Below are 25076 nucleotides of genomic sequence, written 5' to 3'. Positions count from 1 at the left end.
TGACAAGTCAATGCAGGTAGCCCGCTTAGCGGGCTGGATGTCCTTCTCCATCCTTAAAAATGATATCCTCTAAAGCATACGCTGAGAGTAGATTACAGAGAGGGTTAGAGCCAATGAGACGAGCGATGACAAGAGTATGGGGCACACTGGTAGCCATCGGCATGATAGGTTCACTGCTTTTGGGCTATGTGCAGCCGGTATCCGCCCTTGGGCTGGGCGACCAGCTACCGCCTTTCTTCAGTTCAACGAGTACTTTACTAGCCAATGCTGGTGGCCGAGATTTGCGCAATAGTATAGACGACAAGCTAGCGACAGACTACGGCAATAAGATCGATGTCAATAACACCAACATTGCTGCTTTTACAAAGCACCGCGGCCTCTACCCTACTATCGCTAGCAAGGTAGTTTCTAATGCGCCTTACGAATCCGTCGAGGACATCTTAGAAATTCCTGGCCTGAAACAGATTGAAAAAGACCGGATTCGGCAGAATCTTGATGTTTTTACAATTTCTGCTCCTGACCCGGCGCTAGTAGAAGGCGCAGACCGGTTTAATAACGGCGTCTACAAGTAGCGCTGAGGTTCTCCTGCTAGCTATGAGGCCAGCGTGGACTGCCGTTAGCCTCATAGCTAGGAGCATTTTTGATGAATTCATCTCCTCAGCGCGATCAAAGTCATCGGCTGCGCCACGGTGCTGATGGCTTTGATGTGCTGGTCATTGGTGGCGGTGCGGCGGGGCTGTATTCTGCTCTGTGCCTGCCGTCTGACCTCAAGGTAGCCCTAGTCACTAAGGACAATCTGGCCGTGTCTGCTAGCGACTGGGCGCAGGGCGGTATTGCCGCAGCGATCGCTCCTGATGATTCCACGCCGCTTCACATTGCAGACACGCTTCGGGCCGGGGCCGGGCTCTGTGAACCCGCAGCTGTCAAGCTCTTAGTAGAAGAGGCAGGCACCTGTATAGACACGCTGATTGATCTAGGGGTTGCGTTCGATAGATCCGGTCAGCAGCTGGCAATGACTCTGGAAGCCGCTCACTCTCGTAAGCGGGTGCTCCATGCTGCCGATACGACTGGCCATGCCATCGTTTCGACGCTGGCTCAGCAAGTCCTCAATCGAGAAAATATTCAGGTTTTCAATCAAACGTTTGCGCTTGATCTGTGGATGGAGCCGGGCGCAGAGGGCGGCTGTCGGGGGGTCTGTGTTTCTCAACCCCTGTCAGCAGGGTTACAGATTCAGTGGCTGCCTGCGAGAGCAGTCGTCTTGGCAACGGGCGGCGGCGGGCAGGTCTTTTCGCAGACCACTAATCCGGCGGCTAGTACGGGGGATGGGGTGGCGATGGCCTGGCGATCAGGGGCTCAGCTGCGCGACTTAGAATTTTTTCAGTTTCATCCGACGGCGCTGACCCAGCCGGGTGCGCCTCGGTTTTTGATCAGTGAGGCTGTCCGAGGAGAAGGCGCATATCTATTAGATAGTCGAGGCGATCGCTTCACCTTTGACTATCACCCCGATGGCGAACTAGCCCCGCGCGACGTGGTGAGCAGAGCCATCTTCACACATCTGAAAAAGGACGAAGTCCCCGATGATAAAGTCTGGCTAGATCTGAGTGCCATCGACCCTGAGCGCATTCGCTATCGGTTTCCTAACATTATTAAGGTGTGCAAGCATTGGGGCATTGATCTATTTCATCAGCCGATTCCGGTTGCGCCAGCGGCCCACTATTGGATGGGCGGTATCACCTGTGACTTGAGCAGCCAGACCACGATTAATCATCTTTACGCAGTTGGTGAGAATGCCAGTACCGGCGTTCATGGCGCTAATCGTCTGGCCAGCAATTCTCTACTGGAGTGCCTGGTCTATGGCGCGCAGCTAAAAAATATTCAGCTTGCCGCTGAACTTATCGAGGTGCCAATTGACAAAGCGATGGTAGTCTCGCTGACAGGTGAATGGCTCAAGGCGCTGATGCATTGGCGATCGCACCTTCCTCAGCTGATCTGGGAAAGTGCGGGCATTTGCCGGGAGCAGCCGCTGATGGCAGATGCCTTAGCGCAGGTCACCCAATGGCAATCTCAGTTCGATCAGCTGTCGATCACTCAAGTGCTTAACTTGCAGCCGGGAAAATCCATTCAGCTGCCGGAGTCGGTGACGGCTGACCATGTGCGGCTATGGGGAGAAGTGAGGAATTTGCTGGCGATCGCCGCCCTCATCCTCAAAAGCGCCAGCTTCCGCACCGAAAGCAGAGGCGGCCACTACCGCAGCGACTACCCAATGCCCGCCGATCAGTGGCGAAGTCATACCGTTATAAAAGATGACTCAATCCATTCGTCTAGTCATTCGTGCTCTTAGCTTCAGCAATTTGTATTTTTCTTCATCCAGCGGAACGCTTTTACGACCGCTTGAATACCTGCTTCAGTACGTCCAGGCGCGATCGCTCCCAATAGTCCACATGAGAATCGATCAGTCCAGCCTGATTGAGACCCAGCTCAGTGTGACCTGGAATGGCAAGACGCGGTGCCCAAGGCAGCGGCGCTGTCAGATTCAGCGTCCACTGCATTGTGATCAGCGTTGGGGTAGGCTGCTCGATCTCGTGCAAATCCATTTGCACATTGCCAAAAAACCGGCTGATGAAGCCGATCATTTTTCGGTAGCGGTCAACGCCATTAAAGTCATTTAGCGGGTCTTTGAAGTGGACATCTTTTGCATAAAGACCGTAGGTCTGATTCTCGGGGAAGCGGGCGTAGTCTTGCTTGAGCTGCTCCACAATATCCATTGATCTATTCACTTGACTTGCCTGCTGCTTACTTGGCCGCCTGTATATCTACCGTTGGCCACAGCCGTTCGAGCTGCTGTCGCCAAGCGCCTAAGGCCTGCTTTTGATAGCCCTGTTCGCCCATCTCGCCCATGATGCCTTCTGAGTAAAAGCGATCCAGCGTTTTCATCGTGTCTTCTAAAGATTGTCCCTGCCGCTTTGCCGCCACGATAATCTGCGTCACCTGATCTTCAACCATGTGAGAGAAAAAGACTTCTGCCCCGCTGGAGTTGAGCGTCAGCAGTTGCGCTACCGCACTTTCAAACTGAGCTAGATCAAGCGCTGCCAAATCATACTGAAATACGCCCCACACCACGTTTTGATGGAAGGCGTAGCGGGCCTCTTGGGTCTGATCAAAGTTGGCCTCCATCATCTGCTGAATAAAGGGCTGCGCCTCAGCAATCGGTAGAATCGGCGTCATTAGTTTTAGCCAGGGGCCACTGGCGATCGCCAGCAGTCGCAGCTGGTCGGTTTCTATCTGCCACGCATCGGGCGGCACATACTGACAGTCTTCTTTGAATCGAGTCGTGAGCGCGGCGGTGATTTCACTAGGCGTCATAGCGGGTCAGAGGGTCTTGCAGCGGCTGATGCTTGAGGAATGCTATGGGCGGCAATAGCATTTCTACTTTAAAGGTAGCAGCAATCACAAAAAAGGCGGCCTGCCCGAAGACAGACCGCCTGATAGGTTTAGACTAGAGCCGCGCAGAGCCGCTCTGTGCCTAGTTTTTAGTAGTCAAAGTCGCCCATGCCGCCAGCACCGGCCGACGAGCCCGCGTCAGACTCAGGCTTATCGACGACAATACACTCAGTCGTGAGCACCATACCGGCAATAGAGGCCGCATTTTGCAGGGCTGAGCGCGTTACTTTAGCGGGGTCTACGATACCGGCTTCGAGCATGTTGACGAACTCGTTGGTCGCCGCGTTATAGCCGATGCTGGCGTCTTTTTCTTTGACTCGCTCAGCAACGACCGCGCCGTTCTGACCGGCGTTTTCGGCAATCCGCTTCAGGGGAGCGGTAAGCGCACGGGTAACAATCAGTGCGCCCACTAGCTCTTCGCCTGACAGATTGGTGTTAGCCCAATCTGTTAAACCTGGCGATAGGTGAGCCAGCGTCGCTCCACCACCGGGGACGATGCCTTCTTCGACAGCGGCTTTAGTCGCGTTGATGGCATCTTCTAAGCGGAGCTTACGATCTTTCATTTCGGTCTCGGTCGCTGCGCCGACTTTGATGACAGCTACACCACCCGAGAGCTTAGCGAGGCGCTCCTGTAGCTTTTCCTTATCGTAGGTAGAGTCAGACTCGTCAATCTGACGGCGAATCTGTTCGCAGCGGCTCTTGACAGCGGCTTCGTTACCTTCAGCGACTAGCGTCGTGCTGTCTTTGGTGATGGTCACCCGGCGAGCAGACCCTAGCTGATCCAAGCTGACAGTGTCGAGCTTGAGACCCGCGTCTTCGGTGATGAGCGTACCACCGGTGAGGACGGCAATATCTTCGAGCATGGCTTTGCGGCGATCGCCAAACCCAGGCGCTTTCACAGCTGCGACATTGAGCACGCCGCGCAGACGGTTGACTACCAACGTCGCTAACGCCTCTTTCTCGATATCTTCAGAGATGATCAGCAGGGGCCGACCGGCACGAGCCACTTGCTCTAGAACAGGCACCAGATCCTGTACCAGGGCAATTTTCTTATCGGTAATCAAGATTTGCGGATCGTCAAAAGACGCTTCCATCCGCTCAGGGTCGGTGACAAAGTAAGGGGAAATGTAGCCCTTATCAAAGCGCATCCCTTCAGTGATTTCCAGCTCGGTAAACATCGACTTACCTTCTTCTAGAGAGATGACGCCTTCGCGGCCCACCTTCTCCATTGCGCTGGCGATCATCTCACCGACTTCAGCGTCGTTACCGGCTGAGATGGTGCCGACTTGAGCGATCGCTTTAGAATCACCCACTGGCTGAGCCTGCTTAGCGATCTGATCGACCAGGTAAGCGGTCGCTTTGTCTACGCCGCGCTTGAGGGCAATGGCATTAGCACCTGCTGCCACGTTGCGTAAGCCTTCTTTGACAATGGCGTGAGCTAGCACGGTTGCGGTCGTCGTCCCGTCACCGGCAGCGTCGTTGGTCTTAGAAGCGGCCTGGCGAATCAGCGCCACACCTGTGTTTTCAACATTGTCTTCTAGTTCAATTTCTTTGGCAATGGTCACGCCGTCGTTGACGATTTGAGGGGAGCCAAATTTCTTTTCGAGGACGACATTGCGACCTTTAGGGCCGAGAGTGACGGCAACGGCCTCAGCCAAAATGTCCATACCGCGCTCAAGTGCGCGGCGGGCATTTTCGTTATAGATAATGCGTTTTGCCATGGTTGTGAATTCGTTGGGTATGAGGATATTGAGATTTTCAATTGATGTTTTTGACAGCCATTTTTGACAGCTAGATAAGCGCACGGGTGAGCGCAGTGCCAAAGCAACCGTCTATAAAGCTGCCTACGCGAAAAACTGCCTATGAAACGGTCGCCAGAATATCTTTCTCAGAGAGCAAGATGTACTCATCGTTGCCGAGCTTAATCTCGGTACCGGCATACTTGGAGTACAGAACCTTGTCGCCCACATTCACATCTACAGACCGGCGGTTGCCGCTGTCGTCTACTTTACCGGGGCCAACTGCCGTGATTTCGCCGACCTGAGGCTTTTCTTTAGCAGCGTCAGGTAAAATAATGCCGCCTGCTGTTTGCTCTTCAGAAGCGCTGACTTTGATAAAAACGCGATCGCCTAGGGGCTTAAGATTTGAATTACCTAGAGTAATAGCTGCCATATGATTTTCTCCGCGATGACTCGAATGAATACTGATGTGTTGATATAGACTGTGCCAAAAGTCGCTGTGGGTAAGCGCCTTTAGATCAGCGCCGGAACTCAAAACTAGACTGAGTTCAGTCAACGCCCAAGCACAGTTAAAGCCCAGCAATCTCAGCGAACCTACGTCAGCCGCCATCGCTATGGGCAGCGCGCAGCCACTTTGCAGGGCCTCTCAGCAGAAAGTTAGCACTCTCCGCTGTTGAGTGCTAATCTATCGAATTGGAGTAGGCGATCGCAACAAGCAGATCGGTACGGGTTCCCGAACTCACTGTCTCGTCAAAGCTGTGAATGCGCCAATGAGCTGCGTTTGTGGACTTCGCGCTCACCGGTACATTCCTTTAAACGCGAAAGCAAAGTCCTTACTATCCGCAACATCATGAGCAAATCTTCTCAAGTTCACACGGTCTCCGGTCAGGGATTGCCCTTAGTGGGGAACGATATCGACACTGATCGAATCATCCCAGCACGGTTTTTGCGGGCGGTGACGTTTGACGGGTTAGGCGCACAGGTCTTTGCCGATGACCGGCAGCAAAAGCCCGACCATCCTTTTAATCAGGCGGCGTATCAGGCGGCAGAGGTGCTGGTCGTCAATCGTAATTTTGGCTGTGGATCTTCCCGGGAACATGCGCCTCAGGCCATTGCTCGCTGGGGCATTAAGGCTATTGTCGGCGAAAGCTTTGCTGAGATCTTTTTTGGCAATTGCGTGGCGATGGGTATTCCCTGTGTCACGGCTGAAACGGCAGCGGTGACGACCTTGCAAAAGCTGGTTGCTGAAGACCCAACACTGGCAGTCGTGGTTGACCTGGAACAAATGACGGTACGAGCGGGCGACTTTTCTCTGTCAGCACAGATGGGATCAGGCCCCCGGCAAATGTTCCTCGAAGGCACCTGGGATGCTTGCGGGCAGCTCGTGGCTCAGGTCGAGGCGATCGCCCAAACCGCCCAACAGCTACCTTACTTACAGTGGCAGAGCCGCTAACCGCTTGTTTTCAAGGCGTCGTCTTAAGGTGTTGTTAAGGCGCTGGCGACCCCGTTATGACCACTGCGAGTAGGGACACCTAACCAGGCTGGCATTGTAGTACCGCGCTTCGCCTGACACTTCTGCGCCGATCCATTCTGGTAAATCTAGCGGCTGATCTTCAGAGCGCAGCTCTACTTCTGCGACGGTTAGCCCTGCATTTTCTCCAGCAAATTCGTCAATTTCCCAAACGACTTCGCCTATTGGCAGCCGGTAGCGCGTTTTTTCTATAAAGGGACGCTCGCACAGCGTCAATAGCATCGCCCGAGCATCGGCCACCGGGATAGAATACTCAAATTCGGCGCGGGTTAGCCCTCGCGTGGGGCCTTTAATCGTGAGATAGCCCTGATCACCGGCAATCCGCACCCTGACGCTCTGACCGGATCGGGCCGTTGCAATATAGCCCTGGCAGTAAGCCTGGCCGGTTGCTAAAGGCCGCCAGCTATCGGCAGTGACTAAAAACTTGCGTTCAATTTCTTCAGCCATAGAGCGCTGCTATCTCCTAATTTCTACATTTTTTTATACTGCTAATTTTTCTACTAATTTAGATATAAAAATACTTCCACTTCATTAGGCGTCGGGAGCGCCGCGATCGCCCCAGGCCGAGTTGTTGTTAACGCACCCACAGCGCTGGCATAGGTAACTACATCGCGAGCTATGGCCGCATCTTCCAGGCACTGGTGTCCCCGATGCAGCAGCTGGTGAACAAATCCTGCTGTAAAAGCGTCCCCCGCGCCTGTGGTTTCTTCTACATCGACTGCAAAGCCGGGTAGCGTTCCGGTATTGCCCATCAGCCAGTATTGACAGCCCTTGGCTCCAGCGGTCACTAAGACGCCCTTGAGATGCGGCAACTGCTGGGCGATCGCCACCGCTGACACAGTGCCAAACAGCCACTCAGCCTCATCATCAGACACTTTTATAAACTGGGCTTTGCTCAGCAGAGGGTAAACCCGCCCTGGGGCTTCAGCCGGGTCAGGCCAAAACATCGGTCGCCAGTTGACATCGACCAAAACCAGTGCGCCCTGGGCTGCGGCTAGCTCGACCGCTCGCTCGACCGACTGACGAGTATCTGTGTAGGCCATCGCCAGCGTGCCTAAGACCAAAAAACTAGCCCCCGTAAACAGATCAGCTTCCAGGGCATCGGCAAATAAATGGGCATCGGCAAAGGCTGCCGGGTCGCTTTCACTAAAGCCCGCAAACGTGCGATCACCTTGCTCATCTTGAGTGACATAGACCTGACGGGTCGGCGCTTTAATTCTTCGCTGCACGCCCCGGTGACCTACTCTCATATCGACTAATAGCTTGATCAGTGCATCACCCCAGCGATCGCGGCCTACTGCACCGATAAATTCGACTGAGTTGCCTAGTTTTGCCAGCGCGCAGGCCACATTTGCCGGTGCGCCGCCCGGTAGAGGCGTCCAGTTAGCGACTTCGTTGCGAGGCAGTCCCGGCTGCTCAGCAAAGCAGTCAATCAGAATTTCTCCCAGGCAAACGGCGCGGTTCACAGACCTCTGTCACAATTCGGGGCAGATCTCAGGGCAGTCGATCCAACTGATCCAACTAAAGAGGGCTTCTCAGTTAAAAAAAGCTCCTACTCACCCTACGCCTATTTCAGCCGTCGCAACACATATTCTGAAATGTCTTCGAGCGCCTGACGAGAATCAGAGGGCGGCAGTTCGCTCAGGCATGCGATCGCATGGTGTACATGGTCAGTCGCTAGCTGCCGTGAGCGGCTAATGCCCTGGCTCGCGTGAATCAGCTCAATCGCTTGCTCAAAGTCTTCAGGTTCAGAAAACTCTCGTTCAATCAGAGTTTTGAGATAGGGTACCTCTTCAATGGCATAGAGCGCCGGGGCCGTCAGGTTGCCGCTGCGCAGATCTGAGCCAGCGGGCTTTCCTAGCACCTCCGATGAGCCGGTGAAATCTAAAATGTCATCAACAACCTGATAGGCCAGACCCAGACTGCGACCAAACTGATAAAGGTTGTCAGCGGTAGCTGTCGAAACCTCGCTCAGCACACCGACGGCTTTAGCGCTGTTGGCAATCAGCGTGGCGGTTTTGTAATAGCTTTTCTCTAAGTAGTCTTCAATCGATAGCGTCGTATCAAAGTGCTTGAGCCCCTGGCGAATCTCACCCTCAGCCAAATCCATAATCACCCGCGAGAGCAGCTTGACCACTTCTAAATTGTCAAGATTGGCAAGGTACCACGAAGACTGAGCAAAGAGAAAATCGCCTGCTAGCACCGCCACCCGATTGTCAAAAAGGCTGTGAACCGTAGGGACACCGCGCCGCGTGGCAGACTCATCGACGACATCATCATGCACCAAGCTAGCGGTGTGAATCATCTCAGTGATTTCGGCCAGACGGCGATGGCGAGACGTAATTCCCTGGTCTGGCAAAGTAGCCCTAGCTAGCAGCAGCACAATAGCTGGGCGGATACGCTTCCCGCCTGCACCAAAAAGATGCTCAGCAGCGGCATATAGAATTTTATGGCGAGCGCCGACAAGTTTCTTAAGATTGTCTGTCAGCAGGGCTAGATCGGCTTCAACAGGGGAAAAAAGAGAGGTGGCTGAGGTCATGGAAAACGCGACTCAGGCGGATTAGGTTACGAAACTTTAAGCAGTTCTCCTTCATTCTAAGCTATAGCGCTGGCAAAGGGACTCGTTAGAGCGATCAAAGCTGCCAGCCCTATCCCCGACACTGGAGACTATATCGAGGCTGCATCAAAAAAATGGGCAAAAATTTGGGTGAAATATCTGCGGCGTGGGGTTGTTAGATAACTAAAGCTTATGCTAGAATCTATGCATCAGAAGACTTTTCGAGAAAGCCTGAAGTCATACATAGGTCAGTCATCCACAGAGCGATCTAGCAGCAGTTACCTACTAAGGTTTGCTGAGATGAGTCATTTTACCGACTTATCTTAAAGATCTGTCTCAAGACTGTAATCGTCACAGTTAGCTATTGTCCATACCATTGGGTGATGTCATCACAAGATGATCATCGCACAACATGATTCATTTGCTAACGCTCTGACGATATCGGCGTCTCTGCCTACGGCAGCATAGCTGTAATAGGCAACAGCGACCTAGCCGCGCTGGCTCGATATTCGTATGGTTATAAATCGACCAAGCGAATCACGCTGTTCTAGTGATTTGATTGAGTTTTTTGGGACGCTCAGAAAGTATCAGTTGCTACGTAGGTAGCTCGCTGTTGTTGGCAAAACTTTTGTCGGTTTTCCTCCTCAGGGTTTCTCACTTGCTTTACGCAGAGTGATTAGGGATCTGACAGGTAGCAAAGGCACATAGCCTGAGCCTTCTTTGAAGCGCTGAGGTGAGCCGGTCGGTTCGCATCGTTAGCAAGCTTTTTGATTTAGACAAACGTGCTGATAGTTTGTCCTTACTGTAATTACAGTGAAGACGAACGAGCGTGATTCGAATCATTGCGGTTTCGAAGATGTGCCTGAGTCATTCAATATATGCTCTGGTAGTTTACCAGCATCTGTCAACCGAATCTAGATCCCTTACTCACTTTAAGTGAGCCCTTAGATGGGGCTTACAGAAGCAGTAGAACCTGAATAGCATCTGACTCCTATCGGAGGCAGCGAGCATCCCGTTCTCTAAGGTTATCTTTCTTGACCACCATAGTTGGGCCCTTTTGAGCCCGACTGGTCTGTCACATAATCTTTTCTACGAATTTCGTCTACTGATAAATCTTTTTTAACCTGTTTATCTTCTTTTCGTGCTTGCCATGCCAAACTTTTCTAACGCTGCTGATCCAGTTTTTATCGTAGTTCCTGCCTTGGGTTATTTGCTTACGGTGTACCTGGTGATGATGTGGATGAGTACCCACATCTCTGATACATAAAACTTAATACCAAAAAAGGTCGCAGTCACTCTCAATCAAGATAGCTGCGACCTTTTTAGTCAGGGCTGTTTTTTACGCTATTTTTAGACACTATTTTAAGAGCGGCTGATCCAGGCGAAAGCACGATGGGTCAGCCGCTTTTTTCTGGCTGGCTCGCCTCACCAGATAGCTTAGCGATCGCTCGTGTGATAAGACGCTGCGTGAATCATCTCTAGCACGGCCACTGGCACCTGGGTGACCTGCGGCTGATAGCCTAGCCACTGCTGAGAAACCTGGGCGAACTGGTTAGGGTCGCCGCTGACGAAAAACTCAGTTGACTGAGCCGGTTCGGAGCAAGTCAGGCCCAAGATTTCTAGCTCTTGAGCAGCGGCGATCGCTAGATGTTTGGCCGGGTCTACGAGCGTAATACCGCTGGGTAAAATTTGCTTAAGGACTGGCCCCAGGTGCGGATAGTGCGTACAGCCATACACCAGCGTGTCAATGCCAGCCGCGACCAGCGGATCAAGGTAGCGTTTGGCCAGGGTTAACGTGTAGGGGTCGTGAATGCGATCGCTCTCAATCTGCGGCACGAACTCCGGGCAGCCCACCTGCCAGACCTGCGCAGATGAATCAATTTCTAACACCGCCTGCTGGTAAGCATTGCTCTGCGCAGTCGCTTGAGTAGAGATCACTCCGATGCGTTTACCGCTGCTTACCGCTGCTCGCGCCCCTGGCAAGATGATGCCTAAAATCGGAATCGGAAACTCTGAACGCACCTCCTCTAACACCAGCGCTGAACTCGTGTTGCAGGCCATAATCACTAGCTTTACTTCTAAACCCATCATCCAGGCGATGATTTCGCGGACAAAGCGCAAAATTTCTCCCTTAGAGCGGTTGCCATAAGGCACACGAGCGGTATCACCAAAATAGATCACCGACTCGTGGAAAAGCTGAGCCTGCATCTCGCGTAGTACTGTCAGCCCTCCCACGCCGCTGTCGAAGACACCAATTTTGAAATTGGAGCGCAGCTTGCTAGAGAGGGCTGGGATGCTCATAGGTATAAAGTGCTCATGCTTGAAGCGGACAAATATTGTCTAGAGTTTAGTCGGATTTGGAGACTTTACCGGCTCGATTTTGTTTTCTGAAGTAGAAGATCTATAAATCGGTATGTTTTAATCCATCTGCGCGGCCAGGTCAAAAGAGCTGCTATCAACTCATGTCAGCAAATGCCTTGGCAACTACAGTCTGTCTCTGAGGGTTTACGGACAGTTCGTTCAAAACTTTTGATTCTCAATCCGGCGCTGTTCGAGAGCTGTTGATGCCTATATGGCCACAGCTGTGATCGGGAACCTACCGCTGACAGCGCCGGAGACTGATGATCTGGCATTACGATTCGGCTTCGGCTGACGGTGCAGTCGCAACACCACCCTGAGTAGAAGAGGTCAGCGCCCCATCAGCGGCTTCCGCCTTTCCCTCCATGACCGCCTGAGTGGCGGCCTCCAAAGTGCCGTCCCCCTCGTCTTGGTCAAAGACCATACGCAATAGCGGCGGTGCTATAAAGGTGGTCACAATCACCATGACGATAATGGCTGCATCGAGCGATTCTGAAAGCACCCCGCTGGCCGCGCCGACGCCGGCAAATACCAGCCCGACTTCGCCCCGGGGAATCATGCCAAAGCCGACTGCCAGGCGATTGATGCCGGGTTGACCAAAGATGGCATAGCCCGTGATCGTCTTACCGATAATGGCAACGACCACTAAGAAGGAAGCGATGATCAGGCCTTCTCGGTTGGCCGGTTCTAACGGGTTAAGTACGCTGATGTCGGTACGGGCACCTACTGTGACAAAAAAGACCGGCACCAGCATGTCGGCAATGGGCGTAATTTGCTCCTCTAGTTCTCGACGCTTGGAGGTTTCGGCCAAAATTAAACCGGCGGCAAAGGCACCCAAAATGGACTCTAGCTGGATGGCTGCCGCGATGTAAGACAGCAAGAACGCAAAAATCAGCGATGTGATGATCAGCTGACCGCGAGTCCGTAGCTGATCGACGAGAGAGACAAACAGCGGGCTCAGCAGACGGCCTATAAAGATAGAGCCAATCAGGAAGGCCGCTGCCCCCAGCACTAAATAGATAACATTGACAATTTCGATTTCGCCAGTTTTGGCCAGACTTGCGACCACTGCCAGCACAATAATGCCCAGCACGTCATCCAATACAGCTGCGCCGATGATAATCTGCCCTTCTTTAGAGCTGAGCTGCTGCATTTCGGCAAGCACTTTGGCGGTGATGCCGATGCTGGTTGCTGTGAGAGCGGCTCCGGCAAAGACAGCCGGAATAGTACCGATATTAAAAAAAACTATGAGCCCCGTTGTGCCTGCGACAAAAGGCACTAATACGCCCACGATGGCGACGACAGCGGCCTGCGGACCGACTCTGATCAGCTCTTTGAGATCTGACTCCAAACCAATTTCAAACAGCAAGATAATCACGCCGAGTTCGGCTAAGACCGATAGCGCTTCACTCTCACCGCTAAACACTCTCAACAGCCCTTCTGGCTCCAGTCCGGAAGTCATCTGAATGAGATTCATCAGGGCAGAGGCCGGAACTTCTGATCCCTCTGGAAAAACAATCAGATGGAGCGCCGATACCCCGACGACGACGCCGCCGATTAGCTCACCCAAAACAGACGGTAAGTTGAGCCGAGCGCAAAGTTCGCCGCCCACCTTGGCAGCGATAAAAACAGTGATCAAGCTAAGTAGCACACCCGACAATATCAGCGGCCCGATTTCTGCTTCGTCTACTTCCGCTAATAGCGGGCTGGCCCCCTGCCAAAAGCTAGGCCAGATATCGCTATTCCAAACAGTCTGAAAAAAGAGGCTATCTACTATGCCGCTGTCTACCATGCTATTGATGCCACTTAAATGGTCTCTTAAGTATTTTGACGGGCCAAGCCACCCTGCTGGGCTTAGCCATCTGGTGAGGTTGATCATGCTGTCTTCAGCAACGGGCGTTGCCTGATTACATGAGGTCTAATTTACATGAGTGACCGGGCTATGAATTGTTCATTTAGTCATAAGCCGCTGCCAAAATTAATTTAAGATGAAATGCTGAGATCGCGCTCGATGGCTTCTCAATAGTCTCAATAGTTTTTTTGCGGATTAAATTTTGGGCGGATTGAAAGCGGCTTGAGTTTCAGTGAGTAAGGTTTTATTTGTCGGTGAGCCTAGCCAAAGACTCGGTGCTGGAGCGAGGGCATCTGCCGGCGAACCTGCTCTAATCGGGCCGGGCGGATTTCGGCGATCGCCATTCCCACCTGGACACCTGCATCGTCCAGAATAATTCCCCAGGGGTCGATTACCATCGCGTGACCGTGAGACTGGCGTCTGGCATTGTGGAAGCCGGTTTGAGCAGGGGCGAGCATGTAGCAGGTGTTTTCGATGGCGCGGGCCTGCAGCAGGATCTGCCAGTGATCTTTACCGGTAAAGGCAGTAAAGGCCGCTGGCACGGCCAGCACTTCAGCACCGCCTTTAGAGAGCTGCCGGTAGAGTTCGGGAAAGCGCACGTCGTAACAAACAGAAATGCCGAGTTTGCCCAGCCGCTCTGAGCTGTAGACCGCAGGGATGGAACTGCCAGATGTCACCGTCGTCGATTCTCGGTAGGTATTGCCATCGGGCAAATTGACATCAAAGAGGTGAACTTTTTCGTAGCGCAGGAGTTCTTCGCCATTGGCATCGACTAGCAGCGCCGTATTGTAGGTGCGGCCGTCGGGGGAGGGCACCGGATAGCCGCCGCCAAGCAGCGTGATGCGGTAGCGCTGGGCCATGGTTTTGAGAAACTTTTCGCTGGCCTCGCAAATGGCAGCAGCCTGCTTAAATTTGGCGTCTTCATCGCCTAAAAAGGAAAAATTTTCGGGTAGGGTGACTAGCTCGGCCCCTCGCCGGGTGGCTAAGTCGATCAGCTCTTCGGCCTGGGCCAGATTTTTGCTGAGATCGGCCACGCTGGTCATTTGCAGAGCCGCTGCCAGGTAGGGCTTCATAAGTCTTAGATTGCAGATAGGACAGTGCAGACAGAACAGGCTTTTAATTGTACTGGGTTGGCGGGTGGAGATGAAAATGGATGTCGCCTGCCAGCGAACAGAAGAGGTCCCAGGTTTGCGTAGATTTGCCTGCGATTTAATAAAGATGCCGCAAAGGGCAAAGAATACGGAATCTGAGTCTGTCTCGCTGTCGTCATGAAGTAACTCACCTCACCTCATCTGCCATGATCAACGGGACTATTCTGCAATGCTTTCACTGGTATACGCCTGCCGATGGCTACCTGTGGAAGCAGGTCGCTGCGACGGCGGCTGATCTGGCCCAAGCGGGATTTAGTGCCCTGTGGCTGCCGCCGATGACTAAAGCGAGCGGTGGGGCTGATGATGTCGGCTATAGTGCTTACGATCTTTATGACCTGGGCGAATTTGACCAGTGCGGCAGTGTCGCAACTAAGTACGGTAGCTATCAGGCGCTATTGACGGCGATCGCTGCTGCCCATACCGCCGGACTCCAGGTCTATGGCGATGTGGTTTTGCACCGTAAACACGGCGGCGATGAGGTTGAGCACTTGAGCGGAACGCCGGTCGCCTGGCGCAACCTGGATCGAGCTATTGGCCCTACGCAGACGATTGCCGCCCGGAGCCGCTTTACCTTTTCTGGTCGGGGGCAGCGCTACAGCGCCATGACCTGGCAGGGCAAGCATTTTCAGCTGGTGAATCACAATTGCTTAGCCAAACCGAGTGACCTGGCCGGTCAGCGCGTTCTCTACCGTCTTAAATCCAAGCCGTTTAGTGCTGAAGCCGATGTTCGCCTGGGCCGTCAGGAGCGCTGCTGTGAGCTAGATCTGGATATGCCAGTAGTGGCACAGGCGCTCGACGACTGGGGCCACTGGTTTGTCACCACAACCGGAATAGACGGACTCCGGCTAGACGGCGCTAAACACCTATCTGCTTTATTTGTCCAGAAGTGGCTGTGGCGGCTGCATGAACGGCTGGCGGCTGAGCGGCCCGAAGAAAGCGATCGCCCTGCCTCAGCGCTGTTTGCTATGGGCGATTGCTGGTCTGACCAGGTGAACGATCTGCACTGGTATATTGCCAAAAGCGGCGGTCAGCTATCGCTATTCGATGTGCCGCTGCACTACAACTTTCACCGGGCCAGTCGCCAGGGCTGCTATTACGATCTGCGCCATGTTTTAACCGGCACGCTGATGGATGAACAGCCGGCGCTGGCTGTCACCTTTGTAGACAATCACAATTCTCAGCCGCTGCAAATTTTAGAGTCTCCGGTTGAGGACTGGTTTAAGCCGTTAGCCTATGCGCTGATTTTGCTGCGACAGGAAGGGTATCCTTGCGTCTTTGCCGCCGATTATTATGGCGCTCACGCTGAGATTATCAATCGGCTGCTGTGGGTGCGATCGCACTGCGCTTACGGTGAGCAGTACGACTATTTTGTACGGCCCGATCTGATTGGGTGGACGCGGCTAGGCAATGCTGAGAATCTGGGAGCGATCGCCGTCGTGCTGAGCAATCACCAGGGCGGCAGCTTGTGGATGGAGTTAGGCAAGCCTGACACTCAGTTTGTTGACATCACTCAATCGCTCAGTGAACCGGTATGGACTAATGCCAACGGCTGGGGAAATTTTGACTGCTTGGGAAGGTCTGTATCCGTTTGGGTGGAGGCAATCTACGGAGATCTGGCTTTTGACAAATTGGATAGAGCGACCCCTTGACAGGAAGCGGCTTCTATCGCGACAATGGTTGTTCTTGTAAAAATGCTCGGATCAGGTAAAAAGGCGCTAGCTTGGCCTACCTGTACGGCATAAGGAAAAAGGAACTATGGCTTACGCAATTATTGCCGCTGGTGGTACCCAGCTGCGAGTACAACCGGGTCGCTTTTATGACCTCAACCGCCTACCCGTAGAAGCGGACGAACAGATTACGATTGACAGCGTACTGCTGGTAGAAAATGACGGCGACCTGAGTATCGGCCAGCCGCTGGTAGAAGGGGCGACGGTCAGCGGCACGGTGCTCAGCCATCTGCGCGGGAAGAAGGTGATTGTCTACAAAATGCAGCCTAAGAAGAAGACCCGCAAAAAGCAGGGTCATCGTCAGGAGCTGACTCGGGTGATGATCGACTCGATTACGGTGGGCGGCAATACAATTACAGCTGATGCTAGCAGTGCTACTGCTCCAGCAGCGACTAGCGCCCCAGACAGTACTTCAGACAGTGCCGACAGCGAAGAAGCGACCGCTAGCACCACAGCGAGCTAAGCTTTAACTAGACTGGTTCTAACTGGATAGGCAAGGGCCTCACGAACGCAGCTATCTTAACAAACAGGAGATTATTTGAGCGATGGCACATAAGAAAGGAACAGGTAGTACACGTAACGGTCGCGACTCTAATGCTCAGCGGCTAGGCGTGAAAAAGTACGGCGGTGAGCAGGTAATTGCAGGTAACATCATCGTGCGGCAGCGCGGCACCAAGTACCATGTTGGCGAAAATGTTGGTCGCGGCGGCGATGATACACTGTTTGCTTTGATCGACGGCGTTGTAAAATTTGAGCGCAAAGGTAAGAGCCGTAAGAAAGTAAGTGTGTATTTCGCTTAGGCTAGCAGCCGGATAGCGGTAGCAAAGATGCTGCCCACACTGCTTATGCCAGAAAGGCCATAAAAGCTCGTTGTCTCTAGAGGCGGCGAGCTTTTGTGTACCTGTAATTTTTCAGTGGAGAAGCCGGGTTCAACGGGTATTCTGGTTAAACGCTTTTCTATGAGGGGTGCTGTCCTCATTGCTGATACGCTATTTTAATTGATGCCACATTGTCTTTACTTAAAGACTGAATCACTCAGTCATAAAGCGACAGACGATTAGGGGTCGAGCTGGTAACGCTTAGTTGCTCAAGCAGTAGGCCACTATGCCCCTTTATATTGTATTTGCCGCTTTGCCTGCGATCGCAGCCTGCGCTTCGGGTAGTGCTGCTCTCTATGCCTGGCAGCGCCGAGAAATTAACGGGGCCGGGGCATTTGCGCTATGTATGGGCAGCATTTTTATCTGGTGTTTTTTTGCGGTCTTTGAATATCTCTCGCTAGACCAAACCGCTCGCATTATTTTTGGCAAGGCTGAGTATCTAGGTATTGCCTTTTTCCCAGCGCTCTGGCTGATTTTTACGCTGCAATATGCTCACTACGACGGCTGGCTGACCCGGCGCGTGTTGGCAGCTCTCAATGTGATCCCGGTACTGACGCTGCTACTAGCCTTTACCGATCACTGGCACGGCTGGATCTGGCGGTCAGTGACTCTGGCCTTACAGCCTTTTCCCAGGCTGGTCATTGAGCATGGCTGGTGGTTTCACTATGTGGCAGTTCCTTACTGCTATGTGCTGTTGACTGTTGGTTTTGGGACTTTGCTGACGGCTGCTTTTGTAGGATCGCGACTGCATCGAAGGCAGGTGTTTGCGATGCTATGTGCGGCCCTAACCCCTTTTATCGGCAATGTGCTGTATGTGGTTGCGGGAATTACGTTTTATGGCATGGATCTAACGCCGGTAGGGTTTGCGATGACCGGTATGATAGTCCAGTTTAGTTTGTTCCGCACACAGTTTTTAGACGTTGCACCTATTTCATATAGAACTGTTCTTCTCAGTGCAAAAGATGCTGTTATTTTGTTGAATATCTATCATCGAATTGTAGATGTGAACCCCAGTGCTTTAGTTGAAAGCAAGGACTGGCATAGTGTAGAGGCTGTTGTTGGTAAGCGGTTTGAGAGGGTTTTCCCAGACTATGGTGAACTGCTATGGGGCATGGGTGAAGCGGCTGAACTGACTGAAACTGTTTCTCTGCCTCGAATGGTGACTGAGCGAAAGGACGATTATTTGGATGAGGTGTTTAGAGAGGTGAGGGTGCGATCGCTGCTCAGCCCAGGCGGTCAACTCTCAGGCTGGGTAGTAATTATTCGCGATGTTACTTTAGAGAAGCAACAGCAAGCGCAGTTAGAACAGTTTGCCTATCTCGATAGTTTGACCGGACTGCACAATCGCAGATATTTAGAACAAAAGGCAGAAAAAGCGCTGTTGCCCTATTCTAATCCGTCTGAACTAACGCTGCTCTCACCGCTGGCGCTTTTATATATCGATCTCAACCATTTTAAATCAATTAATGATGCCCACGGTCATGACATAGGCGATGCGGTGCTGCAACACTTTGCGCAGTGTCTTCGATGCAGTGTAAGTTCGACAGATACGGCAGTTCGCTTGAGCGGGGATGAGTTTGTTGCGCTGTTGTATGACGCTGATTTGTCTGTGGCGATGGCGGTGCGATCGCGTCTGCTACAGTCTCTAGAACAAGAGTTCATCTTGTCGGGCCATCGCCTCACGATTAGCGCCAGCATCGGCATTACCTGCTGCCCGAGAGATGGCATCACGCTGCAAGGTCTGTTGCGACAGGCTGACAGAGAGATGTACCGGGAAAAGCGCCTGATGAGAGACGCCTAAATGAGAGACGCTTAAAAGAGTGTTTTAGGAGCCTGTTCGTCAGTCACTACTTTAAAGGCATTGGCTACGCGCTCAGGAATGGCCATCGGGCGACCTTTTTGAGCATCAACAAACACCCAATCGGTTTCACCTGTGGCAAGAACAACCTGATCGGAGATGCGAAAAAACTTGTAGTGACGCTGCGATCGCACTTTCCCTATACTCGCAATCCAGGTAAGAATGGCAATCTCTTCGTCTACAAAGGCGGGCCGCAGATATTCTACCCGGTGGGCTCTGACGACCCAGGTTGCGCCAACGGCGGTGGTTTCGCGGGTGCAGGGGGTGTGGTTGGCGTGGGCGATCGCGGCGGTTTGCATCCAGCGCACGTATTCTACGTTGTTTAGGTGGTCGTTTTCGTCGATGGCTGAGGCGGGTACGGTGAAGTCGTAGCGGTAGATAGCGGATGGGTTGGCGGGCATAGGCGAGCAGTGAGCAGCGTCGCTATTCTAAGCTGCCTTAGCGCTGGGTGAGTCATCTTTAGCGACAGCTATGGACGAGATGAACCGTTACCGAGGGCTGAGCGGAGTCGTAGGCTTTGCCTTCTCGTAGAGTAGCCCGGTTGGGTTGTGGCTGACTCCTTCGGAGACGCTCCGCGAACGACTGCGCTCAGCCAGCGAGAAACCTCATCCGTCGAGGAATTTACCATGCGGCTCTCGAAGAACTTGGAAAGTCTACATAGCTTCAGTTGCGTTGAGGTTATGATGACTAGAGAGTAAACCCGCAATTTAGCGCCTGAGCATGTCTAGCGACGCCGTTACTGTATTTTTCTCCTACTCGCATAAAGATGAAACGCTACGGGACGAGCTGGCAAAGCATCTCGAAATTTTGAAGTGGAATGATGTGATCGCAGACTGGCATGATCGTAGAATTTTACCAGGAGATGAGTGGGATAAGCAGATCAAAGGCAACCTGAACTCGGCGCAGATTATTTTGCTGCTAGTGAGTTCAGATTTTATTGCTTCGCACTACTGTCGGGAAACTGAGATCAGGCGAGCGATGGAACGCCATGAGGCGGGCGAGGCTCGGGTGATACCCGTCATTCTACGAAAATGCCTTTGGCATGTGACGCCTTTTGGGAAGCTTCAGGCTTTACCCAAAAACGGTACGCCCGTTATGGATGTAGGCACCTGGCCGACTTGGGATGATGCGTTTTGTAACATTGCCGAGGGTATCCAAAAGGCAGCGAACAGCTTTTCACAACAGGCTGAGTCGGCACCTGTGCAGACTGTTTCTGCGGTGCCTGTCACAGTAGCCGCGAGCAATACACAAGATCAGTATCGGAAACGGGTGCAAGAGTATCTGGTTGACCGGCAGCTAACGGTTTTTCACGAGGCGCGGTTGGAGCTTTTGCGTAAGCAGTTGAAGCTGCCAGAGGCGGAGGCACAGCGAATTTTATCGGAGGAGCTTGCGCCCATAGAGCAGGCCCGAGAAGCTTATCGAAGTGCGCTGAGTCGATTAATAGAGACGGGCTGCTATCCGCTGGATGAAAAGACACAGGGGGATCTGAATCTGTTTAGGCAAGAGCTGCAATTGAGCGACTCTGAAGTGGCAGAAATTGAGCGGCCTATTCTGGAGACAGCAAGTGAAGCGGCAGCGGCGGCTGAGTACAAGCTAGAAGTGTCAGGCTCGGAGTGCGGCATTGACCATATGAAGCTGCGAGACCTGCTAGAGGCAGGAGACTACAAAGCTGCCGCTCAGGAAACCTATGAGGTGATGATTCGGGCTGTCGGGAAGAAGCCTGACGATTATTTCACTTCAGATGAGCTGCTGAACTTTCCTTGCAAAGACCTGCTCGCGATTGACCGCCTATGGGTGAAATACAGCCAGGGTCGGTTTGGATTTAGCGTGCAAAAGAAAATTTACGTCGAGTGTGGGGCAAAGCTCGACTGCAAGTATCCAGGTGAGAAGATATTCCAAGCGTTTGGGGATCGGGTGGGATGGCGTGTGAACGGAAGCTGGATTAGCTACACTGATGTAACATTTGGCACGTCAGCACCTACGGGACACCTCCCCTGGGTTTACCGGGGGGATGGAGATTCGTTTGGGATTTTTGATAGTTGGGGGAGTGAGTATCTTTTCTCGTATCGAGACTTGTAAAGTGTAGAGCATAGGCGCTTCAGAAGTTTCTAAAGTTTTGTTTTCAAGCTTGAACGAACGAGAAACAAGGGCTTACAAAGATCCGTTACCTGGTACCAGTATTGATTGTTTGACGACCTCTCGGTATGACTACCTCTCAGCCATTAGCCACTTGTATCAAACTGCATCCCTGCGATTTCTGGGTTCAGCGCATTCGCCATCACGAACTTTTTGGCAATCTCCTGCGCTGTGCTCGATACTCTCAAGGAGAGATAAGTTGTAAGTTGGGAAACTCAGTCTGATAGCGTTTCACGTCTCTCGTAAGCAGTGGAATTTTGAGAATGACAGCGTGAGCCCCAATGTAAAAATCTGGCAGAGGAGAGCGACGAGTTCCGCCACGCCGTCTATAGCTCTGGAAAGCTTTACCTGCGAGAAATGCAGCGCTCCAGGGTAGTTGTTCTCGATGAAAAAACTTTGGTGGCAGCAGAGTATCCAATGCTTCAATCTGTTCAAACCCTACTGAAACCTCGGCATAAATGATGGGGTTGATGATGAGATTGCCCTGATCTGCACATGTAGAAATCTGTACAGATGACCACTCGAACCACTGAGGGTCTTCAGTAGCAATATCGAGGATGACGTTGCTATCGACCAAAACGTCAGTCATCGTCGCCTCTAGTCAGATACATAATTTCATCGGTGGTCAGTTTAGCAGTTGCTTTACCACGCATAAGGTTGATTAGCTCTTGTCCTCGGCTGAGTTCTGGTCGGCTATGTGATTGGGTCTGTACATAAACAGCAACAGCTTGATCAACAATGGCTTCTGGCGACTGTCCGCGTTGATTCGCCAAGGCAATTACCTTTTCTAACAGAACAGGTTCTGGTGTCCATTCAAATGCGGTGTCCATGAGCCTTTTCCCAGTTGCGACGCTTACATTGTAATGAGGATTTGCGCTTGCATACTCAGATGCTACGCTGGAGACAACGCAGAACTTGAGTTTCAAATTCTGCCTGATGGAGAGCTGTCTGATGAGCTTGACTAACTACGATGCTATGTCTAACGCTGAGCTGAAGCAGTATTTTCTCAGGCATCGAGGAGATCAGTCCGCGCTCCAGACTTATCTAGACAGAATTAATCAGCGCCCTCACAAGATTATTGCTCACCCTGATGACCCAGATTTTGATGAGAAAGTGCAGACTGCCATTCGCCAAAAGCTAGAAGCTGCTAGAAATAGCAAGCGCCAACACTCCTGAATGACTTTAGACTGAAGTGAAGCGATGCCTACCCAGCGCCAAACCCATGTCTCCCTCCGCTGCCGAATCGACCCAATCCATCATCCACGAAGCGCAGCTAAACGGCGTTGTGTTTCCGCCCGGCGACCTCTATAGCGACGAACCGCCATTGGAATCGTATCTTCACTTACAGCAGATGGTGCTGCTGCTAAACTGCCTTGACTGGCTGTGGAAAGACCGCACCGACTACTTCTCAGCAGGCAATCTGACGGTTTACTACAGCCCGCGTCAGCGCAAGTCTGAAGACTTTAGAGGGCCAGACTTTTTCGTGGTGCTAGGTACAGAAAAGCGTCCTCGCAAAAGCTGGGTAGTTTGGGAAGAAGAAGGCAAGTATCCAAACATAATTATCGAGCTACTTTCTGACTCCACAGCGAAGACAGATCGCGGGCTCAAAAAGCAGATCTATCAGGACATCTTCCGAACGCCTGACTATTTCTGGTTCGACCCCGATAGCCTGGAGATGGAAGGCTTTCACCTGGCAGACGGCGTATATCAGAGGCTTCAGCCCAATCCGCAAGGCCACTTATGGAGTCAGCAGCTAGGTCTGTATCTGGGAGTGCAGGCCCAAGCGCTGCGATTTTTCACTGCTGATGGCGAGCTGGTTCCTTCTACTCAAGAACTAGCAGAGGCTGCACAGACAGAGATTCTAGAAGCCCAGCGACAAACAGAAATCGAACGGCAGCGGGCTGAAGCTGAACGACAGCAGGCAGAAACCGAACGGCGGCGGCGTGAGATACTAGCGGCTAAGCTGCGAGAATTGGGCGTTGACCCAGACGAGCTATAGGGCTTGATGCCCTGTCTGCTTAAAACGCAGATTCTTTTTCTAGCAGTTCTTCAATGGTCAGGTTGGGCTGGGCTTTGCCTTCAAAGACGCTGCCGATTTTTTGTTCTGTGAAGTGGCTAAGGGCGATCGCATACGCCTCATTTGGCAGTGGCTCATAGCCCACATCATCGACTACCGTGCGAGCATTCGCCAGATAGTATTCGACAAAAGCGCCCAAAGCCGGATTTTCATCTATCGCATCGGCATTGACGTAGATAAACAGTGGTCGTGACAGCGGCTGATACTCAGTAGCGCGGATGGTTTCACCTGACGGCTCAACCGGGCCACTGCCGCTATCTACTGCTAGCGCGTTCAGACTGTTCTGAGCGTCTCGGTAATAGGCATAGCCAAAGTACCCCAGCGCATTAACATCAGATTTGACGCCTTCGACGAGTTCTTCATCATCTTCGCTAGCGGTGTAGTCGCTGCGGCTCGCGCCATCTTCACCCACCACGACTTCGGTAAAGTAGTCAAACGTACCTGAGTCTTCCCCAGGCCCGTACAGGTTAATCGGTTCGTCAGGCCAATCGGGGCGGATTTGGTTCCAGCGGGTGATGGTGCCTTCCGCAGCCGGTTCCCACAGCGCTTTGAGTTCCGCCAGGGTAATGTCTTCTGCCCAGGTGTTTTTGCCATTGACTACTACGGTGAGGGCATCGAAGGCAACTGGCAGCTCGACATACTGGATGCCGTTGCCTTTGCAGGTGTCCATTTCAGCTTGAGTGATCGGGCGAGAGGCATCGCTAATGTCGGTTTCACCCGCGCAAAACTTTTCAAAGCCGCCGCCTGTGCCTGAAAAATCAACAGAAACCTCCGGGCTATCGGGCTTTTCCTGCTTAAACCGCTCTGCCATCTCTGACGAAATGGGGTAGACCGTACTGGAGCCGTCAATGCTGATCGGGGCACTGCTAGCGATCGCTTCCAGGTCAGGCGGCGCACTGTCTACTAGCGGTGTGGTCGAAGGCGCAGAGCAGCTAACGGCCATCGTCAAGATACTGACAGAAATGCCAAGCTTGCCTAAATTCCTCATGATTACCACCCCTGCTTGCTGTCTTGTCGGTTTTATCTGGTCGAAAGATCTTCTCATCCCGACTTAACAAAATCGTAAACGTCGCTCTTAGCAAAGCAACAAAGACGACACACAAGTTTTCAAAACCACTGCTAGAGAAATATCGGCGAAACGCCCTTTCTATCTAGCTTTAAGCTATTTTTTCGAGAACCGATAAAGTATGGAACGATACAAACATTGATTGCTCATTGATCGCTTGGAGGCAGAGTTATGACCTAAGGACTCAGCGTGAGCTTGATACTGACCCCTTTGAGGTTGGGGTCAGGGTGCTGCTGTAGATAGGTGCTGACGCAGGCTTGACAGGCAAGCAAATAGCTAAATGCAGTGACGAGCTGTGCCCAGCGGGGCGTGTGGCTAAAGGTGATGCCCGCTCGCTTAGCGGCCTGGCGGCAGGCATTGTAGCTGCCATAGCGCTCCAGCAAGTCGGCCTTGGTAACGGGGGAGGGGCCAGCTAGAGGAACCTCTGATTCTGGGAGTATGGGCTGAGATGAGTCAGCCGCTAGCTGGTTAACAGCGCCCTGCGCCACGGTAAAAATGGCCGCCGCGTTTTCAATATCTTGAGCGTGGTTGTCTTCTAGCTGTTTTAGGAGCTGATCTAGCTTTTGCTTGCCCATGATGGTGGCAGGTTTAAGGCGATTGTAATGACTTAGGAGTTACGCATTGACAGCAAAACGAAACTATGGTCAAGCGAAAGTAGCTTCTGTTACGTTTTCTAGAATAAACTGTCGAATGACGGGGACAAAG

The 25076-nt window shown here is 52.4% G+C and carries 25 protein-coding genes; 10 read left to right on the top strand and 15 right to left on the bottom strand.

Features of this window, described 5'->3' with window-relative positions:
* Nucleotides 1–125: 125 nt before the first annotated feature.
* Entirely contained in the window at nucleotides 126–572 is a 447-nt protein-coding gene (gene psbU / locus CKL79_RS11820) for a photosystem II complex extrinsic protein PsbU (protein WP_121969789.1), read from the top strand.
* A gap of 71 nt (nucleotides 573–643) precedes the next feature.
* Nucleotides 644–2341, top strand: coding sequence for an L-aspartate oxidase (gene nadB, locus CKL79_RS11815; RefSeq protein WP_121969788.1), 1698 nt, complete (start codon nucleotides 644–646; stop codon nucleotides 2339–2341).
* Nucleotides 2342–2381: 40 nt separating this feature from the next.
* Here nadB and CKL79_RS11810 read toward each other — a convergent pair whose 3' ends face one another.
* The 4 genes from CKL79_RS11810 to groES form a co-directional block, all read right to left on the bottom strand.
* A complete protein-coding gene (locus CKL79_RS11810; protein ID WP_121969787.1) occupies nucleotides 2382–2765 on the bottom strand; it encodes a DUF2358 domain-containing protein in 384 nt (127 codons plus the stop codon).
* Between the two features lie 28 nt (nucleotides 2766–2793).
* Complete coding sequence (locus CKL79_RS11805) at nucleotides 2794–3363, bottom strand: hypothetical protein (protein WP_121969786.1); 570 nt, start codon at nucleotides 3361–3363, stop codon at nucleotides 2794–2796.
* 167 nt (nucleotides 3364–3530) lie between these two features.
* Complete coding sequence (gene groL, locus CKL79_RS11800) at nucleotides 3531–5162, bottom strand: chaperonin GroEL (protein ID WP_121969837.1); 1632 nt, start codon at nucleotides 5160–5162, stop codon at nucleotides 3531–3533.
* Between the two features lie 139 nt (nucleotides 5163–5301).
* Nucleotides 5302–5613 (bottom strand): co-chaperone GroES, encoded by a 312-nt coding sequence (gene groES, locus CKL79_RS11795; protein ID WP_121969836.1) that lies wholly within the window; start codon nucleotides 5611–5613, stop codon nucleotides 5302–5304.
* Between the two features lie 417 nt (nucleotides 5614–6030).
* On the opposite strand from groES, the gene leuD reads away from it, so the two are divergent.
* Nucleotides 6031–6633 carry a 3-isopropylmalate dehydratase small subunit gene (gene leuD, locus CKL79_RS11790; RefSeq protein ID WP_121969785.1) on the top strand — a complete coding sequence of 201 codons (603 nt, stop codon included), beginning with the start codon at nucleotides 6031–6033 and terminating at the stop codon, nucleotides 6631–6633.
* 54 nt (nucleotides 6634–6687) lie between these two features.
* Here the strand turns inward: leuD and CKL79_RS11785 are convergent, their stop codons facing one another.
* From CKL79_RS11785 to CKL79_RS11760, 6 genes are all read right to left on the bottom strand, one after another.
* The gene (locus CKL79_RS11785; protein WP_121969784.1) at nucleotides 6688–7158 is read right to left on the bottom strand and encodes a CYTH domain-containing protein; all 471 of its coding nucleotides are present in this window, start codon (nucleotides 7156–7158) and stop codon (nucleotides 6688–6690) included.
* A 53-nt stretch (nucleotides 7159–7211) separates the two neighbouring features.
* Entirely contained in the window at nucleotides 7212–8177 is a 966-nt protein-coding gene (locus CKL79_RS11780; RefSeq protein WP_121969783.1) for a carbohydrate kinase, read from the bottom strand.
* A gap of 101 nt (nucleotides 8178–8278) precedes the next feature.
* Nucleotides 8279–9250: a solanesyl diphosphate synthase gene (gene sds, locus CKL79_RS11775; RefSeq protein ID WP_121969782.1), complete on the bottom strand. Its 972-nt coding sequence runs from the start codon at nucleotides 9248–9250 to the stop codon at nucleotides 8279–8281.
* 1455 nt (nucleotides 9251–10705) lie between these two features.
* Nucleotides 10706–11569, bottom strand: coding sequence for a glutamate racemase (gene murI, locus CKL79_RS11770; RefSeq protein ID WP_121969781.1), 864 nt, complete (start codon nucleotides 11567–11569; stop codon nucleotides 10706–10708).
* A 331-nt stretch (nucleotides 11570–11900) separates the two neighbouring features.
* The gene (locus CKL79_RS11765; RefSeq protein ID WP_240518817.1) at nucleotides 11901–13418 is read right to left on the bottom strand and encodes a cation:proton antiporter; all 1518 of its coding nucleotides are present in this window, start codon (nucleotides 13416–13418) and stop codon (nucleotides 11901–11903) included.
* Between the two features lie 320 nt (nucleotides 13419–13738).
* A complete protein-coding gene (locus CKL79_RS11760) occupies nucleotides 13739–14551 on the bottom strand; it encodes a carbon-nitrogen hydrolase family protein (protein WP_121969780.1) in 813 nt (270 codons plus the stop codon).
* A gap of 224 nt (nucleotides 14552–14775) precedes the next feature.
* Here CKL79_RS11760 and CKL79_RS11755 point away from each other — a divergent pair, with 224 nt between their 5' ends.
* From CKL79_RS11755 to CKL79_RS11740, 4 genes are all read left to right on the top strand, one after another.
* A complete protein-coding gene (locus CKL79_RS11755) occupies nucleotides 14776–16278 on the top strand; it encodes an alpha-amylase (protein WP_121969779.1) in 1503 nt (500 codons plus the stop codon).
* Nucleotides 16279–16384: 106 nt separating this feature from the next.
* The gene (gene rplU, locus CKL79_RS11750; protein WP_121969778.1) at nucleotides 16385–16819 is read left to right on the top strand and encodes a 50S ribosomal protein L21; all 435 of its coding nucleotides are present in this window, start codon (nucleotides 16385–16387) and stop codon (nucleotides 16817–16819) included.
* An 82-nt stretch (nucleotides 16820–16901) separates the two neighbouring features.
* Nucleotides 16902–17156, top strand: coding sequence for a 50S ribosomal protein L27 (gene rpmA, locus CKL79_RS11745; RefSeq protein WP_121969777.1), 255 nt, complete (start codon nucleotides 16902–16904; stop codon nucleotides 17154–17156).
* A 304-nt stretch (nucleotides 17157–17460) separates the two neighbouring features.
* On the top strand, nucleotides 17461–19035 hold the full coding sequence (locus tag CKL79_RS11740) for a histidine kinase N-terminal 7TM domain-containing protein (protein WP_121969776.1): 1575 nt from the start codon (nucleotides 17461–17463) through the stop codon (nucleotides 19033–19035).
* Between the two features lie 11 nt (nucleotides 19036–19046).
* Here the strand turns inward: CKL79_RS11740 and CKL79_RS11735 are convergent, their stop codons facing one another.
* On the bottom strand, nucleotides 19047–19493 hold the full coding sequence (locus tag CKL79_RS11735; RefSeq protein ID WP_121969775.1) for an acyl-CoA thioesterase: 447 nt from the start codon (nucleotides 19491–19493) through the stop codon (nucleotides 19047–19049).
* Between the two features lie 319 nt (nucleotides 19494–19812).
* On the opposite strand from CKL79_RS11735, the gene CKL79_RS11725 reads away from it, so the two are divergent.
* Nucleotides 19813–21171, top strand: coding sequence for a GUN4 domain-containing protein (locus CKL79_RS11725; RefSeq protein WP_205879067.1), 1359 nt, complete (start codon nucleotides 19813–19815; stop codon nucleotides 21169–21171).
* Nucleotides 21172–21412: 241 nt separating this feature from the next.
* Here the strand turns inward: CKL79_RS11725 and CKL79_RS11720 are convergent, their stop codons facing one another.
* The gene (locus tag CKL79_RS11720; RefSeq protein ID WP_121969774.1) at nucleotides 21413–21817 is read right to left on the bottom strand and encodes a type II toxin-antitoxin system VapC family toxin; all 405 of its coding nucleotides are present in this window, start codon (nucleotides 21815–21817) and stop codon (nucleotides 21413–21415) included.
* Nucleotides 21810–22058, bottom strand: coding sequence for a hypothetical protein (locus CKL79_RS11715; protein WP_121969773.1), 249 nt, complete (start codon nucleotides 22056–22058; stop codon nucleotides 21810–21812). The genes CKL79_RS11720 and CKL79_RS11715 overlap by 8 nt, the downstream gene beginning before the upstream one ends.
* Nucleotides 22059–22179: 121 nt before the next feature.
* Here CKL79_RS11715 and CKL79_RS11710 point away from each other — a divergent pair, with 121 nt between their 5' ends.
* Both CKL79_RS11710 and CKL79_RS11705 read left to right on the top strand, forming a co-directional pair.
* Nucleotides 22180–22404: a hypothetical protein gene (locus tag CKL79_RS11710; RefSeq protein ID WP_121969834.1), complete on the top strand. Its 225-nt coding sequence runs from the start codon at nucleotides 22180–22182 to the stop codon at nucleotides 22402–22404.
* Between the two features lie 46 nt (nucleotides 22405–22450).
* A complete protein-coding gene (locus CKL79_RS11705; RefSeq protein WP_121969772.1) occupies nucleotides 22451–23227 on the top strand; it encodes a Uma2 family endonuclease in 777 nt (258 codons plus the stop codon).
* Between the two features lie 19 nt (nucleotides 23228–23246).
* On the opposite strand, the gene CKL79_RS11700 is transcribed toward CKL79_RS11705, so the two are convergent.
* Together CKL79_RS11700 and CKL79_RS11695 are read right to left on the bottom strand one after the other, a co-directional pair.
* Entirely contained in the window at nucleotides 23247–24293 is a 1047-nt protein-coding gene (locus CKL79_RS11700; protein ID WP_121969771.1) for a PstS family phosphate ABC transporter substrate-binding protein, read from the bottom strand.
* A 254-nt stretch (nucleotides 24294–24547) separates the two neighbouring features.
* A complete protein-coding gene (locus CKL79_RS11695) occupies nucleotides 24548–24946 on the bottom strand; it encodes a hypothetical protein (protein ID WP_170944039.1) in 399 nt (132 codons plus the stop codon).
* Nucleotides 24947–25076 lie beyond the last annotated feature (130 nt).

Source organism: Leptolyngbya sp. BC1307 (assembly GCF_002286735.1).
GTDB lineage: Bacteria > Cyanobacteriota > Cyanobacteriia > Phormidesmidales > Phormidesmidaceae > Phormidesmis.
Note: the sequence above shows the minus strand (reverse complement) of the source record. Positions and strands in the feature narration are given on the sequence as shown.

Coding starts and splice junctions, on each gene's coding strand:
- sds (WP_121969782.1), bottom strand. CDS start 9,250: ATGACCTCAGCCACCTCTCTTTTTTCCCCTGTTGAAGCCGATCTAGCC.
- rpmA (WP_121969777.1), top strand. CDS start 16,902: ATGGCACATAAGAAAGGAACAGGTAGTACACGTAACGGTCGCGACTCT.
- CKL79_RS11755 (WP_121969779.1), top strand. CDS start 14,776: ATGATCAACGGGACTATTCTGCAATGCTTTCACTGGTATACGCCTGCC.
- nadB (WP_121969788.1), top strand. CDS start 644: ATGAATTCATCTCCTCAGCGCGATCAAAGTCATCGGCTGCGCCACGGT.
- CKL79_RS11740 (WP_121969776.1), top strand. CDS start 17,461: ATGCCCCTTTATATTGTATTTGCCGCTTTGCCTGCGATCGCAGCCTGC.
- CKL79_RS11700 (WP_121969771.1), bottom strand. CDS start 24,293: ATGAGGAATTTAGGCAAGCTTGGCATTTCTGTCAGTATCTTGACGATG.
- CKL79_RS11715 (WP_121969773.1), bottom strand. CDS start 22,058: ATGGACACCGCATTTGAATGGACACCAGAACCTGTTCTGTTAGAAAAG.
- CKL79_RS11805 (WP_121969786.1), bottom strand. CDS start 3,363: ATGACGCCTAGTGAAATCACCGCCGCGCTCACGACTCGATTCAAAGAA.
- groL (WP_121969837.1), bottom strand. CDS start 5,162: ATGGCAAAACGCATTATCTATAACGAAAATGCCCGCCGCGCACTTGAG.
- CKL79_RS11760 (WP_121969780.1), bottom strand. CDS start 14,551: ATGAAGCCCTACCTGGCAGCGGCTCTGCAAATGACCAGCGTGGCCGAT.
- murI (WP_121969781.1), bottom strand. CDS start 11,569: ATGAGCATCCCAGCCCTCTCTAGCAAGCTGCGCTCCAATTTCAAAATT.
- CKL79_RS11725 (WP_205879067.1), top strand. CDS start 19,813: ATGTCTAGCGACGCCGTTACTGTATTTTTCTCCTACTCGCATAAAGAT.
- groES (WP_121969836.1), bottom strand. CDS start 5,613: ATGGCAGCTATTACTCTAGGTAATTCAAATCTTAAGCCCCTAGGCGAT.
- leuD (WP_121969785.1), top strand. CDS start 6,031: ATGAGCAAATCTTCTCAAGTTCACACGGTCTCCGGTCAGGGATTGCCC.
- CKL79_RS11810 (WP_121969787.1), bottom strand. CDS start 2,765: ATGGATATTGTGGAGCAGCTCAAGCAAGACTACGCCCGCTTCCCCGAG.
- CKL79_RS11710 (WP_121969834.1), top strand. CDS start 22,180: ATGAGCTTGACTAACTACGATGCTATGTCTAACGCTGAGCTGAAGCAG.
- psbU (WP_121969789.1), top strand. CDS start 126: ATGACAAGAGTATGGGGCACACTGGTAGCCATCGGCATGATAGGTTCA.
- CKL79_RS11720 (WP_121969774.1), bottom strand. CDS start 21,817: ATGACTGACGTTTTGGTCGATAGCAACGTCATCCTCGATATTGCTACT.
- CKL79_RS11735 (WP_121969775.1), bottom strand. CDS start 19,493: ATGCCCGCCAACCCATCCGCTATCTACCGCTACGACTTCACCGTACCC.
- CKL79_RS11705 (WP_121969772.1), top strand. CDS start 22,451: ATGTCTCCCTCCGCTGCCGAATCGACCCAATCCATCATCCACGAAGCG.
- rplU (WP_121969778.1), top strand. CDS start 16,385: ATGGCTTACGCAATTATTGCCGCTGGTGGTACCCAGCTGCGAGTACAA.
- CKL79_RS11695 (WP_170944039.1), bottom strand. CDS start 24,946: ATGGGCAAGCAAAAGCTAGATCAGCTCCTAAAACAGCTAGAAGACAAC.
- CKL79_RS11765 (WP_240518817.1), bottom strand. CDS start 13,418: ATGGTAGACAGCGGCATAGTAGATAGCCTCTTTTTTCAGACTGTTTGG.
- CKL79_RS11785 (WP_121969784.1), bottom strand. CDS start 7,158: ATGGCTGAAGAAATTGAACGCAAGTTTTTAGTCACTGCCGATAGCTGG.